General features: G+C 61.4%; 11 protein-coding genes. 8 read left to right on the top strand and 3 right to left on the bottom strand.

Features of this window, described 5'->3' with window-relative positions:
• Nucleotides 1-212: 212 nt before the first annotated feature.
• From HBO19_RS01420 to HBO19_RS01405, 4 genes are all read left to right on the top strand, one after another.
• Nucleotides 213-1745: an MBOAT family protein gene (locus tag HBO19_RS01420; protein ID WP_170056767.1), complete on the top strand. Its 1533-nt coding sequence runs from the start codon at nucleotides 213-215 to the stop codon at nucleotides 1743-1745.
• A gap of 11 nt (nucleotides 1746-1756) precedes the next feature.
• On the top strand, nucleotides 1757-2947 hold the full coding sequence (locus HBO19_RS01415; protein WP_170041773.1) for an alginate O-acetyltransferase: 1191 nt from the start codon (nucleotides 1757-1759) through the stop codon (nucleotides 2945-2947).
• Nucleotides 2948-2963: 16 nt separating this feature from the next.
• Nucleotides 2964-3617: an alginate O-acetyltransferase AlgF gene (locus tag HBO19_RS01410; protein WP_169954553.1), complete on the top strand. Its 654-nt coding sequence runs from the start codon at nucleotides 2964-2966 to the stop codon at nucleotides 3615-3617.
• Between the two features lie 185 nt (nucleotides 3618-3802).
• A complete protein-coding gene (locus HBO19_RS01405; protein ID WP_169954554.1) occupies nucleotides 3803-5254 on the top strand; it encodes a mannose-1-phosphate guanylyltransferase/mannose-6-phosphate isomerase in 1452 nt (483 codons plus the stop codon).
• A 111-nt stretch (nucleotides 5255-5365) separates the two neighbouring features.
• On the opposite strand, the gene HBO19_RS01400 is transcribed toward HBO19_RS01405, so the two are convergent.
• On the bottom strand, nucleotides 5366-8104 hold the full coding sequence (locus HBO19_RS01400; RefSeq protein WP_170056766.1) for a DUF6543 domain-containing protein: 2739 nt from the start codon (nucleotides 8102-8104) through the stop codon (nucleotides 5366-5368).
• Nucleotides 8105-8307: 203 nt separating this feature from the next.
• Here HBO19_RS01400 and HBO19_RS01395 point away from each other — a divergent pair, with 203 nt between their 5' ends.
• Nucleotides 8308-8772 (top strand): multidrug transporter, encoded by a 465-nt coding sequence (locus HBO19_RS01395; protein ID WP_169954556.1) that lies wholly within the window; start codon nucleotides 8308-8310, stop codon nucleotides 8770-8772.
• Between the two features lie 20 nt (nucleotides 8773-8792).
• Entirely contained in the window at nucleotides 8793-9605 is an 813-nt protein-coding gene (locus HBO19_RS01390) for an SDR family oxidoreductase (RefSeq protein WP_169954557.1), read from the top strand.
• 41 nt (nucleotides 9606-9646) lie between these two features.
• Here HBO19_RS01390 and HBO19_RS01385 read toward each other — a convergent pair whose 3' ends face one another.
• Entirely contained in the window at nucleotides 9647-10501 is an 855-nt protein-coding gene (locus HBO19_RS01385; protein ID WP_170056765.1) for a LysR family transcriptional regulator, read from the bottom strand.
• A 110-nt stretch (nucleotides 10502-10611) separates the two neighbouring features.
• Here HBO19_RS01385 and HBO19_RS01380 point away from each other — a divergent pair, with 110 nt between their 5' ends.
• Together HBO19_RS01380 and HBO19_RS01375 are read left to right on the top strand one after the other, a co-directional pair.
• The gene (locus HBO19_RS01380; RefSeq protein ID WP_170056764.1) at nucleotides 10612-11799 is read left to right on the top strand and encodes an MFS transporter; all 1188 of its coding nucleotides are present in this window, start codon (nucleotides 10612-10614) and stop codon (nucleotides 11797-11799) included.
• Nucleotides 11799-12203 carry a DUF4440 domain-containing protein gene (locus HBO19_RS01375; RefSeq protein ID WP_170057086.1) on the top strand — a complete coding sequence of 135 codons (405 nt, stop codon included), beginning with the start codon at nucleotides 11799-11801 and terminating at the stop codon, nucleotides 12201-12203. The genes HBO19_RS01380 and HBO19_RS01375 overlap by 1 nt, the downstream gene beginning before the upstream one ends.
• A 100-nt stretch (nucleotides 12204-12303) precedes the next feature.
• Here HBO19_RS01375 and HBO19_RS01370 read toward each other — a convergent pair whose 3' ends face one another.
• Complete coding sequence (locus HBO19_RS01370; RefSeq protein WP_170056763.1) at nucleotides 12304-13164, bottom strand: HlyD family secretion protein; 861 nt, start codon at nucleotides 13162-13164, stop codon at nucleotides 12304-12306.

Below are 13164 nucleotides of genomic sequence, written 5' to 3'. Positions count from 1 at the left end.
AACGGGTTACACATGTGGGAGCGGGCTTGCCCGCGATAGCGGTCTGACATTCAGCATTGATTTCAACTGACACACCGTTATCGCAGGCAAGCCAGCTCCCACAGAGACCCCGTTTCGTCAGTGCAAATGTAGTACCACCCTCCCCGGTTTTTCGTGGGGGGTTTGGGGGGGCCGTTGGCCCTTGACTGTTGGTTAAACATGGAGAGATCGGGATGGTTTTCTCGTCCAATGTGTTCCTGTTTCTGTTCTTGCCGATCTTTCTCGGCTTGTACTATTTGAGCGGGCAACGCTATCGCAATCTGCTGCTGCTGATTGCCAGCTACGTGTTCTACGCCTGGTGGCGAGTGGACTTCCTGGCGCTGTTCGCCGCCGTGACCCTGTGGAACTACTGGATCGGCCTCAAGGTCGGTGCCGCGGGCGTGCGCACCAAACCGGCCCAGCGCTGGCTGCTGCTCGGCGTGGCGGTCGACCTGTGCATCCTCGGCTACTTCAAGTACGCCAACTTTGGTGTCGACAGCATCAACCTGATGATGAAATCGGCGGGCCTGGAGCCGTTTATCCTGACCCATGTGCTGTTGCCGATCGGGATTTCGTTCTACATCTTCGAGTCCATCAGCTACATCATCGACGTGTACCGCGGCGATACCCCGGCCACCCGCAACCTCATCGACTTTGCGGCGTTCGTGGCGATCTTCCCGCACCTGATTGCCGGCCCCGTGCTGCGTTTTCGCGACCTGGCCGACCAGTTCAACAACCGTACCCACACCCTGGATAAATTCTCCGAGGGCTGCACGCGGTTCATGCAGGGTTTTATCAAGAAGGTGTTTATCGCCGACACCCTGGCGGTGGTGGCCGATCATTGCTTTGCCCTGCAAAACCCCACCACCGGTGACGCCTGGCTAGGCGCGCTGGCGTATACCGCACAGCTGTACTTCGACTTCTCCGGCTACAGCGACATGGCCATCGGCCTGGGCTTGATGATGGGCTTCCGCTTTATGGAGAACTTCAAGCAGCCGTATATCAGCCAGTCGATCACCGAGTTCTGGCGGCGCTGGCATATCAGCCTGTCCACCTGGCTGCGTGATTACCTGTACATCACCCTGGGCGGCAACCGCAAAGGCACGCTGACCACCTATCGCAACCTGTTCCTGACCATGCTGCTGGGTGGCCTGTGGCACGGCGCGAACATCACCTACATCGTCTGGGGCGCCTGGCACGGCATGTGGCTGGCGATTGAAAAAGCCATCGGCCTCAATACCTCGCCACGCAGCTTCAACCCGGTGCGCTGGGCCTTCACCTTCCTGCTGGTGGTGATGGGCTGGGTGATCTTCCGTGCCGAAAACCTGCACGTCGCCGGGCGCATGTACGGCGCGATGTTCAGCTTTGGCGAGTGGTCGCTGTCGGAACTCAACCGCGCCAACCTGACGGGCCTGCAAGTGGCAACCATGGTGGTGGCCTACGCCACGCTGGCGTTCTTCGGCCTGCGCGACTTCTACAGCAATCGCCCGGCCGACAAGGCCAGGCCGGCTGATCCGAGCCTGATCAAGGCAGTGCCTGGGGATAACCCCGGCAGCATCCAGGAGCCCGGTTTCAGCGTCGGCAGCAACGCCGCCGTGCAACCGGCCTACTGGACCGCCGACTGGCCACGCTACGCCATGCGCGCCCTGATCCTGCTGCTGTTCGTGGCGTCGATTCTCAAACTCTCGGCGCAAAGCTTCTCGCCGTTCCTTTACTTCCAATTCTGAGGGAGCCGACCATGACCCGTTCATTCCGCATCCTCTACGCCGCGCTGTTCATGGCCCTGCTCATGGCCCTGGGCGCGTGGTCGGTGCGCAGTTTCTTCGGTTTCAATACCAACGCCGACGCCACCGTGCTCAACGGGCGCTGGGCCAAGGCGGTCGAAACCCATTACGACGATGAGTTCCCGATCAAGCGCCTGGGCACCAACCTCTGGGCGGCGCTGGACTACAAGCTGTTCAACGAAGGCCGCCCCGGCGTGGTGCTGGGTCGCGATCACTGGCTGTACAGCGACGAAGAGTTCAACCCCGCCGTCAACGAAGAGCAGAACCTGCAAGACAACTACGCCCTGGTCGAAGGCGTGCGCCAGACCCTCAAGGCCAAGGGCGTGCAGTTGGTCATGGCGATTGTCCCGGCCAAGGTGCGCCTGTACCCCGAGCACCTGGGTGAAGTGCAGCCGGCGAGCATTCATGCCGGGCTCTACCAGGACTTCCATGCCCGGGTGGCCGCCGACAAGATCCTCGCCCCCGACCTGCTGGGCCCGCTGCAACAGGCCAAGCTCCATGGCCAGCAAGTGTTCCTGCGCACCGACACCCACTGGACCCCGGATGGCGCCGAAGTTGCCGCCAAGCAATTGGCCCGTGTGATCAACGCCAAGACCCTGCTCAGCGGCGAACCCCAGCGTTTTGTCACCGACGCCGAGGGCACCGCCCCCCACAGCGGTGACCTGCGCCTGTTCCTGCCCCTGGACCCGTTGTTCGAAAACCTGATGCCGCCCAAGGAGCCCCTGCAAAAACGCGTGACCCACGCGGTGCAGGCCCAGGCCGCAGGCGACGACGCGCTGTTTGCCGACAGCGAAATGCCGGTGGCCCTGGTGGGCACCAGCTACAGCGCCAACCCCAACTGGAACTTCGTCGGTGCCCTGAAGCAAGCCCTGGGCAGCGAAGTGGTGAACTACTCCGAAGACGGCCACGGCCCGATCCTGCCGATGCTCAGCTACCTGAAAAGCGCTGACTTCAAGAACAGCCCGCCGCAAGTGCTGATCTGGGAGTTTCCTGAACGCTATCTACCGGTGAACAACGAAATCGGCGAGGCCGACCCCAAGTGGGTCGCGCAGCTCAAACACGCCGGTACGCGCCAACAGAACATGGCAAGCAACACCCCTGTTAAAACCGAAAAATCCGAGACGCCCGACCGGGCGCAAAACTGAAAGAGAGGTAACTCACATGACTTTCACTACTAATCCGCGTCGTCTCGCCAAGACCCTGGCCCTGGCTGCCGGCATGAGCTTCGTATCCATGTCCGTCTTCGCCGGTGACGCCGCCCTCTACGGCCCCGTTGCGCCAAAAGGCTCCAGCTTCGTGCGCCTGTTCAACGCCAGCAACCAAGAAGTGAGCGCCAGCGTCGGTAACACTGCGTTGAGCGATGTGGCACCGCTGGCCAGCAGCGACTTCAGCTTCCTGCCGGGCGGCGACTACAGCGCCAAGGTCGGTAGCCAGAACGTCACGGTCAAGCTGGCCGCCGATCACTACTACACCCTGGTCAACAGCAGCACTGGCCAGCCGCAACTGATCGAAGAACCGCCGTTCAAGAACAAGCAGAAATCCCTGGTGCGCGTGCAGAACCTCAGCGACAAGGCCCTGACCCTCAAGACCGCCGACGGCAAGACCGACGTGGTCAAGGCCGTGGCCGCCAAGGGCCGTGGCGAGCGCGAGATCAACCCGGTGAAGGTCAGCCTGGCGCTGTACGACGGCGACAAGAAGGTTGGCGACGTGAAGCCGGTGGCCCTGGAACGTGGTGAGGCAGCGGTGCTGTATGTCACCGGCTCCGGCAGCAACCTGTCGCCAGTGTGGGTCAAGCGCCCCGTGTCGACCCGTTGATGATTTCCCTGAGTTGAGACGCCCCCTTGTGGGAGCTGGCTTGCCAGCGATGGCGGTCTTGAAGGCGCTATCGCAGGCAAGCCAGCTCCCACACTGTCCGCGTGTCGACTCAGGACCGAGACAAAAACAAGAGTGAAACGACAAACCTTCGTAGCTCTGACCCAAATCGATTCAAGGAGAAACACATGATCCCAGTAATCCTTTCCGGTGGTAGCGGCTCACGTCTTTGGCCGCTTTCCCGTAAACAGTTCCCTAAACAGTTCCTCGCCCTGACCGGCGAGCACACGCTGTTCCAGCAAACCCTGGAGCGCCTGGTGTTCGAAGGCATGGACGCACCGATCATCGTCTGCAACAAAGACCACCGCTTTATCGTCAATGAGCAACTGAGCACTCGCAAGCTCGACAGTCAGCGCATCCTGATGGAACCGTTCGGGCGCAACACCGCGCCGGCCGTGGCCCTGACCGCGATGATGCTGGTCAACGAAGGCCGTGACGAGCTGATGCTGGTCCTGCCTGCCGACCACGTACTGGACGATCAAAAAGCCCTGCAACGCGCCCTGGCCCTGGCCACCGTGGCCGCCGAGCGTGGCGAGATGGTGCTGTTCGGCGTGCCGGCCACCCGCCCGGAAACCGGTTACGGCTACATCAAGTCCACCAACGATTCACTGCTGCCCGAAGGTGTCAGCCGCGTGCAGCAGTTCGTCGAAAAACCCGATGAAAAACGCGCCGTCGAGTTCGTCAAGAGCGGCGGTTACTTCTGGAACAGCGGCATGTTCCTGTTTCGCGCCAGCCGCTTCCTCGAAGAGCTGAAAAAGCACGACCCGGACATCTACGACACCTGCGTGCTGACCCTGGAGCGCAGCGAACACACCGCCGACACCGTGACCTTCGACGAAGCTACCTTCGCCTGCTGCCCGGACAACTCCATCGACTACGCGGTGATGGAAAAAACCCAGCGCGCCTGCGTGGTGCCGCTGAGCGCCGGCTGGAGCGACGTGGGTTGCTGGGCTTCGCTGTGGGCGGTCAACGACAAGGACGCCAACGGCAACGTGACCAAGGGCGACGTGGTGATCCAGGACAGCAAGAACTGCATGATCCACGGCAACGGCAAGCTGGTGTCGGTGATCGGCCTGGAAAACATCGTGGTGGTGGAAACCAAGGACGCGATGATGATTGCCCACAAGGACAAGGTCCAGGGCGTCAAGCAGATGGTCAACACCCTCAACGAACAGGGGCGCAGTGAGACCCAGAACCACTGCGAGGTGTACCGCCCGTGGGGCTCCTACGACTCGGTGGACATGGGCGGGCGTTTCCAGGTCAAGCACATCTCGGTCAAGCCCGGCGCGTGCCTGTCGCTACAGATGCACCACCACCGCGCCGAACACTGGATCGTGGTCAGCGGCACCGCCGAAGTGACCTGCGACGAAAACGTGTTCCTGCTCTGCGAGAACCAGTCCACCTACATCCCGATTGCCTCGGTGCATCGCTTGCGCAACCCGGGCAAGATCCCGTTGGAGATCATCGAAGTGCAATCGGGCAGTTACCTGGGCGAGGACGATATCGAGCGGTTTGAAGATATCTACGGGCGCTCGACCCCGATCGAGCGTGGCGTTTCGGTAAAAACCATCGCGCAGTAATACCGCAGAACAAAAAGCCCTCGCCCGGCCCATTGCGTCCCCTATCCGCAGTGGGTTGAGTGGGGGCTTTTTCTGAGTGCGGCATTGATCACCCTTCCAGGGTGGCAGCCTTCATTGGAAATAGTCCTTGAACGTGTTCGTCCCCAGATACAGGAAGTTCGACGGCGTCAGCTTGATTTCCTTGGGCATCTTAAGCTCAACAAACGGACTGCCTGCGGTGACCGGGCCTAGATCCGTGGGCGCCTGCTCAGAGCTGAATATCACCATGTAGTCGCCACTGCCCACGTAGCGTTCATTGCCTAGGAACAGCAGGTTCTCAACGTTTTCACTGTTGAATTGCTGGCCTGGAGGGTTAACGTACACCCCGCCCTTGGAACCCGCGCGCCGTTCACCACGCGCCAGATCGTTGATACTGTGCTCGCGGGCGATGGCTTCTGAACCTGCCTTGCTGGTGTAGTGAATGTAAACGGGCTTGCCGTTGTAGGTGCCCGAGTCGACGATCGATTGCCAATCCTGATGATTGACCAATGCTTGATTCGCCGCTGAGCTTGATGCCAGCGGGCCGGACCCGGCCGGGCGTTCTCGGGAAGCGTTGACACCCTTGGCTTGTTTGTTCCCCCCAAGCATCCTGCTCGAACGCCATTCGCCATTCGCCCCCGCTTCGACGGTCAGTACGGGTTTACCCGTCAGAGGGTCAACAATCTGGACGTAACCGTCACTGAGTTTGAAATCACTTTTGATCTCATACGTATTGGCAATACCTGACTGATCGGTGTAACGGATAAACCACCGATCGGCTCCCGCCTCGTCCTTGAATTGATAAATCCCTTTGCTATTGAGGGTGCTCCTGGCGAGCAATGCCTCGCCATCCGCGACGACATAGGCGCTCAGATTGCCCGCTTGTGACGGTCGCAACAGATTGGGCACATCGACACCCGCGTTGGCGAGTTCAAGGACTGCCGGCTCTTCAGTGGGCAGTGCAAAGGGGTCTTCGGCTGCCGAGCCGGTACCCACGGAAGAGAACAAGGTGTTGAGCATTCCGTCGAACGTCTTCGACGCCCCATCACGGCGCTCGGCCTGGGTGTCCCCCGACGCCTCCTTTTCGCTGCCCAGTACAATTTCCGTGAGGCCTGTGACCACGGCGGCAGCGGCGACCGGTGCGCCCAACGGCGCCAGTTTGAGCAGCAATTGTGCTCCGACCGAGATGTCGTTGAGCCAGGTGTCACGCGTGACTTGGCTGTTGGATTTGATCGCGGTGTCTGCATCGTTGTTCATGCGCTGCTGGCTCAGGTCCGCCATGTGGCTGAACACATCGCCCTTGATCGCGAAGTTGCCGCGGTCAATGACGCTGCCCTCCTGATCGCTGACACTTGCCGTACCGAGGTACTCCAACGTGGTATCCAGGCCATCTTTGGGACGGATATCAGGCACCAGGGAGCTCAGCGGTACTATTGCGTTGAGCAAGGTGCTGCCAAATCCCCCGGTATCGCTGTTCTGCCGATCAGCCAGGGAAAAGTGCGACTCCAGGGCGGTGCGCGACTGGGGCGTCCTGGCCTGCTCGCTGACCCACTGATCCATTTTTTCCAGCGAGGCGAACTTGAGAAAAGCCGGCTGGGCATCAGGGATATAGAGAATCTGCACGCCATCCAGCCGACCGTTGACATATTTTGGGGAGCCCTCCCCGGGCAGGGTAAAACGCACAATGTCACTGGATTGAAAACCATTGATATCGAAGGTATGGACCTGGACGTCGCCACTTACCGGGGATTTCGCCTGCAGTTTGTCGACGGTCAGGGGCTGGTCTTCAGCCAATGCCTCACCGGTAACAGCCTTCATCAGCCGTAGATAGTCGCTGTGGGTGAACTCATGCTCGGCCGGCTGCAGCGCCCGCTCAGCCGGTAGCCTGGCCTCCTGGGCCTTGAGTTGCTCGCCGGCCTTATAGATGAATATGCCTTTCTGAACGGTGCGGTAGTCGTCGGCGTGGTCTTTCCAGAAGCTGTGGATTTTTTCGGACATGCTTGTCTGGAAATCGGACTTCCACAGGGCCTTCATGAAGTCCGAAGGCTTCAGGGGGATTTGGTTATGAGCACCGTAGCCGGCTTTTTGGCTTTGCCCGGGGCCGTCTTTATACAAACCTGCTTCCGAGTCCAGAGTGCCGGGAATCCCGTCGTGCTCGGAAAAGTTCTTCAATACCGCGTCGGTCAACGTGATGGATGAAGTGGGCTCTTCCTTCAAGTGTTCCCAACCGGTAACGGTGGCCGCAGATTGTGATGCGTCAAACCGATTCAAATAGGTCTTGTCGGCGTCCACATGGGTTCCGGTCAACTGGAACACAATAGCTTGCGCCAGCTTTTTGGCTTCTTGGCGCACATCGGGAAATGCCACCGCGGTATCCAGCGCAATGGACTTGAACTTGGCTTTCTCCAGATTGGCCCTGGCCACCTGCTCGGTAATGACTGCGTAGGCATTGGAGGTGGCTGTGGGCTCTAGGGACGATACGGTCTGCCTGAGTTGGCTGAGCTCTTCGCGGTTTTGCGGAACGCTCCAGCCATTGGCGGTGATGTATTGCGCAAGGCTGATGTGTAGGGTCGGGCCTGAGTGTGGCGCATCCGGCGCCAGGTGGATCTTGGCCGTCTGCAAGGCTGGAAAAATCCGCTCATTGGATATACGGCCCGTGGTAATGCCTTGCTCCAGGCCGGCCAGTGTCAGGATCAGCGAATTACGGTGGTCCAGGTCACTGCTGCCGGAGGGTGACTGGGTATTGGATGCAGGTTTTGTTGGACTGCTCTCTTGGGTGGCATCGACGAGGTGGTAAGCGGGAAGAGAGAAGTTTCGTATGGGAAAGCTCATGGGGTGTGTGCTCCGCACGTCTATAGAAGACCGCAGATCAACGGTTGTCGCTCTGTGGCTGTATATATTTAAGTGAGGCGAACGCCGCCCATGATTCCAGCGCCAAGGTATCGGGGCGTGTCCGTGTGCGGGCAACCGCAACCCGATAGGCAACCGCCTGCTGTCAACGGTACGATGGTTCACCTATCCGCGAGGCTGCCCCCATGTTCTTCGGTGTTCTACTGATCATCACCTGGCTGATCCTGCTGCTGCGCTACCCGGCCAGGGCGTTGCCGGTATCCCTCGCCGCCGCTGTGGGCCTGGGCTGTGTGGCGATGTGGGTGGTCTGGCTGGACAATCGCGAAGCCGCGCAACTGGCGCGCCTGGAGCTGCGCATCAGCTACGCCCCCGAGCAGTGCCCCGCCGACCGCCCCTTGCAGCTCAAGCTGAACAACGGCAACGACGTCCCCCTGACCGAACTGCGCTGGCGCGTCGGCGCCTATGCGCCGGGTGATACGGTGAACCTGGCCGATAACGTCTATGCTGCCCCGCGCTATCGCGGCCCCGGCGAGCTGCAGGCCGGCGCCACCTGGGAAGATTGCCTGCCGGTGCCGCCACTGCGCCCCGGCTACCGCCCGCAAACCCTGGAGTTTCGCGCCGAACACCTGCAAGGCAGCTTCTCCGACTAACAACCGCACAGGATTGATCCATGCCCAACGTGCTTATCACCGGTTGCTCCAGCGGCATCGGCCGGGCCCTGGCCGATGCCTTCAAAACCGCCGGCTACAACGTATGGGCCAGCGCCCGCCGCCCCGAAGACGTCGCCGCACTCACAACTGCCGGCTTGCAGGCCGTGCAACTGGACGTCAACGATGGCGCGGCCCTGGCGCAACTGGCTGGACAGGTAGGCGAGCTGGATGTGTTGATCAACAACGCCGGCTACGGCGCCATGGGCCCGCTGCTCGACGGTGGCACCGAGGCCATGCAGCGCCAGTTCGAGACCAACGTGTTCGCCATCGTCGGCGTGACCCAGGCGCTGTTCCCCGCCCTGCGCGCACGCAAAGGGCTGGTGGTGAATATCGGCAGTGTGTCCGGGGTGCTGGTCACGCCATTTGCCGGCGCCTACTGCGCTTCCAAGGCCGCCGTGCATGCCTTGAGCGACGCGTTGCGCATGGAGCTCGCACCGTTTGGCGTGCGGGTCATGGAAGTGCAGCCAGGGGCGATCAACACCCACTTTGCCAAGAACGCCGGCACCCAGGCCGAATTGCTGATCAATGAACAATCGCCATGGTGGCCACTGCGCGAAAACATCCGCGCCCGCTCCCAGGCCTCCCAGGACAAACCGACCCCGGCCAGCGTGCTTGCAGCGGATGTGCTCAAGGCCGTGCAACAGGGCCAACCACCCCGCCTGCTGCGCTCGGGCAATGGCAGCCGGGCGTTGCCCTTGATGGCGGCGCTGCTGCCCAAAGGGTTGTTGGAGAAGGTGTTGAAGAAGCGGTTCGGGCTCAGTGGAGCGCTTTGATCATTGTGGCGAGCGGGCTTGCCCTCTGCACAGGGGCTTCGCTATTTCATGAAATCAATAAACGCCCGCACCTTCAGCGGTAAATGCCGCGTGTCCGGATACAGCGCATACACCCCCTGGGGCGCGAAGCGATGATCCGGCAACAGGCGTACCAGCCGCCCCGCGTCCAGATCCGCCTGCACCAGCCACTGCGGCAGGACCGCCACGCCATGGCCGCGCACGGCAAATGCCTGCAGCACGGCAGCACTGTCAACCACCAGCGCACTGGGGCCCGAGCGATATTGATGCTCGCCACCTGCCGGGTCGGTCACGCTCAACTCGGTCAAGCGGCCATGCCCCAGCTTGGGCAGTTGTTCTAGTTCATCCAGCGTTTGGGCGGTACCCAAACCAGGCGCCGCGACGGCAAATACCTGGTAAGTGGATAACTGCACCGCACGATGATTGGAGTCCACCAGGCGCCCCAGCCGGATCGCCACGTCAAACCTTTCGGAGATCAGGTCGGCATGGGTCGAGGATGTGGATAAGTGGATGTTGAGGTCCGGGTGCAGGCGGCGAAAACCTTCCACTGCGGGCGCGACCACCGCCAGCGCATATTCAACAGTCGTGGTGATGCGCAACGTGCCCTTGAGCTGGGCGTGTTCAGAGCGTGCCTCTTCCACCGCCAGCCGTGCTTCTTCGAGCATGCGTGTACAACGCAGGTAGAAACGTTCACCGGCATCGGTGAGCGCCAGTTGGCGGGTACTGCGGGTGAGCAGGGTGACGCCCAGTTCGGCTTCCAAACGTTTGAGATTGAAGCTGACCACCGCGCGGGTCTGGCCCAGCAGATCGGCGGCGGCCGTCAGCGAGCCGGCCTCGACCACAGCCTTGAAAGTGTCGAATCGGTCCAGGCTAACCATGGCCACCGCTCCCTTTGTCAAAATATTTTTGACAAACTAACAGGCAAACCCCTGTATCCCAAGCTCTGCGACCGGCCTACCCTGCCAGCCTCAAACGCTGGATCACCCCTATGACCTACCGCTCGAAAGTCGCCTGGATCTTTTTACTGGGGTTCGCCCTGGACCTGGTGAACATGTTTGTCGCCACGGTCGCCTACCCGGATATCGCCCACGAACTGCAGGCCTCGGTCACGCAATTGGCGTGGATCAGCAACGCGTACCTGCTCGGCCTGACCCTGATTATCCCGCTGAGCGTCTGGCTCGCCGCAGTGCTGGGCGAGCGGCGGTTGATCGCCGCGAGCCTGGGGCTGTTTGGCATGGCATCGGTGCTGGTGGGCCAGGCCGAATCGATCCAGGCCTTGATCGGCTGGCGGCTGTTGCAAGGCTTGGGGGGCGGATTGCTGATACCGGTGGGCCAGGCCTTGGCGTACCGACACTTTGCCCCTGGGCAGCGTCACCAACTGACGGCCCGAGTGATGTCGGTGGCGCTGCTGGTGCCGGCGCTCTCCCCGGCGCTGGGCGGCTTGCTGGTGGACACGGTGTCGTGGCGCTGGATTTTCTACGCCAACCTGCCATTGGCCCTCCTGACCCTGCTGCTGGCACTGCTGTGGATAAAACCCGATGTGCCCGCCACCACGCGACCGGCCCTGGCTTTGGGGAGTCTGTTCAACCAGATCCGCCACCCGATGCTGCGAGTGGCGATGCTGGTGTATCTGTTCATCCCCGGCGTATTTATCGGCACCAGCCTGGTCGCCATCCTCTACCTGCGAGACCTTGGATACGACGCGACACGCACCGGGGCCTTGATGCTGCCGTGGGCCCTGGCTTCGGCCCTGGCCATCTACCTGAGCAAGCAGTGGTTCAGCCGGTGCGGGCCCAAGCCATTGCTGCTGGCCGGCATGGCCTTGCAATGCGCCGGCATCCTGCTGCTCAATGCGGCCCAACCCGCCCTGCTGGTGGGCGCCTATGCCCTGATGGGCCTGGGTGGCAGCCTGTGCAGCAGCACCGCGCAGACCCTGGCCTTTCTGGATATTCCTGCCGAACGCATGGGCCACGCCAGCGCGCTGTGGAATATCAATCGGCAAGTGAGCTTTTGCCTGGGTGCAGCGGCACTCAGCGCCGTGCTATCGGCCTCGGATTCCTTCACCATGACCTTCTTGATTGCGGCAGCCCTGACACTGCTGCCGCTCTTGGCAGTGCCAAGCCTGGATACCTCCAGGGTTCGCGCACTGCTTCACCCTGCCTGCGAGCCTCAATGATGATTGATTACAGCGACTTTTTTGAAGAAGTGATCCAGACCCACATCGAGATCGAGCAATGGTTTGCCGGCACAGCCCCCGAAGCTACCTTGCACACGCTACTGGCGCGCTTCTCCCCAGCCTTCAGCATGATCGCCCCCGCCACCGGCGCACGGATCAATACCGCCGGGGTCAAGGCCCTGTTCACGCGCCTGGGTGGTATGCGGCCCGGCTTGAAGATCACCCTCAGTGAACTGGCGGGCATCGACCGCCATGCACGCGGGGCCACGGTGACCTACCGCGAACACCAGATCGATGCCAGCGGCACGCAAACGGACCGCCGCGCCACCGTGGTGTTCGAGAAGCAGGCCAGTGGCGCGCTGCTGTGGCGGCACCTGCACGAGACCTATATCCAGGGCCAATAACCCTCCCCTGTAGGAGCCGGCTTGCCGGCGATAACGGTGTGTCAGTCAACTGGTGGATGGCTGACAGGCCGCTATCGCCGGCAAGCCAACGCCTACAAGTTTAGTGTTGTGCCTGGTTGACGATCACCGTGCAGGTGATCCCCCCCGCCAACAACACACCCTGCGGCACTTCATCAATATGAATGCGCACCGGCACTCGCTGGGCCAGGCGTACCCAGTTGAAGGTCGGGTTCACGTCGGCGATCAGCTCGCGGCTCTCGGGGTTGTCGCGATCGTAGATGCCACGGGAGATGCTTTCTACGTGGCCCTTGAGGGTCTCGCCGCTCATCAGTTGCATGTCGGCTTTATCACCGACCTTCACATGGGGCAGCTTGGTTTCTTCGAAGAAGCCGTAGACCCAGAACGAGTTCATATCGACTACGGCCATCTTGGCTTCGCCAATGCGCGCGTAGTCGCCGCGATGCACGTTGAGGTTGGTGACATAGCCGTCTACGGCCGCCAGCACTTGCGTGCGTTTCAAATTCAGCTCTGCCGCTTCCAGTTGCGCCAGGGCATGTTGGTAGTCGGCCAGGGCCGAGTCGGCGATGTTGCTGGCGTCGTCGCGGTTCTCTTTGGAGATCACCAGGGCGTCGAGGTCGGCGCGGCGGTGGGCGTTGACCTTGCGCATCTCCCAGGTGGCTTTGCGTGAGGCAACCAAAGATTGCGCCTGCTTGACCGCGATGCGGTAGTGCTCGGGGTCGATCTGCATCAGTAGGTCGCCCTTTTTCACCAACTGGTTGTCACGCACCGGCACGTCCACCACTTCGCCGGTGACATCCGCGGCCACGTTGATGATATCGGCGCGCACCCGGCCATCGCGGGTCCATGGGGTCTGCATGTAATGGACCCATAGGGTACGGCCAATCCAGATCGCCAGGGCCAACACCAGCAGGGTTGCGAGCAGGCTGAAAAACTTTTTCAT

The organism is Pseudomonas sp. WS 5021, from assembly GCF_012985535.1.
In the GTDB taxonomy this organism is placed as follows: domain Bacteria; phylum Pseudomonadota; class Gammaproteobacteria; order Pseudomonadales; family Pseudomonadaceae; genus Aquipseudomonas.
This window is presented reverse-complemented; position numbering and strand designations above follow the sequence as displayed.

Bases quoted from the DNA above. Each gene is read 5' to 3' on its own strand.
- HBO19_RS01400 (WP_170056766.1), bottom strand. From the start codon at position 8,104: ATGAGCTTTCCCATACGAAACTTCTCTCTTCCCGCTTACCACCTCGTC.
- HBO19_RS01380 (WP_170056764.1), top strand. From the start codon at position 10,612: ATGACCTACCGCTCGAAAGTCGCCTGGATCTTTTTACTGGGGTTCGCC.
- HBO19_RS01420 (WP_170056767.1), top strand. From the start codon at position 213: ATGGTTTTCTCGTCCAATGTGTTCCTGTTTCTGTTCTTGCCGATCTTT.
- HBO19_RS01370 (WP_170056763.1), bottom strand. From the start codon at position 13,164: ATGAAAAAGTTTTTCAGCCTGCTCGCAACCCTGCTGGTGTTGGCCCTG.
- HBO19_RS01410 (WP_169954553.1), top strand. From the start codon at position 2,964: ATGACTTTCACTACTAATCCGCGTCGTCTCGCCAAGACCCTGGCCCTG.
- HBO19_RS01395 (WP_169954556.1), top strand. From the start codon at position 8,308: ATGTTCTTCGGTGTTCTACTGATCATCACCTGGCTGATCCTGCTGCTG.
- HBO19_RS01385 (WP_170056765.1), bottom strand. From the start codon at position 10,501: ATGGTTAGCCTGGACCGATTCGACACTTTCAAGGCTGTGGTCGAGGCC.
- HBO19_RS01405 (WP_169954554.1), top strand. From the start codon at position 3,803: ATGATCCCAGTAATCCTTTCCGGTGGTAGCGGCTCACGTCTTTGGCCG.
- HBO19_RS01390 (WP_169954557.1), top strand. From the start codon at position 8,793: ATGCCCAACGTGCTTATCACCGGTTGCTCCAGCGGCATCGGCCGGGCC.
- HBO19_RS01415 (WP_170041773.1), top strand. From the start codon at position 1,757: ATGACCCGTTCATTCCGCATCCTCTACGCCGCGCTGTTCATGGCCCTG.
- HBO19_RS01375 (WP_170057086.1), top strand. From the start codon at position 11,799: ATGATTGATTACAGCGACTTTTTTGAAGAAGTGATCCAGACCCACATC.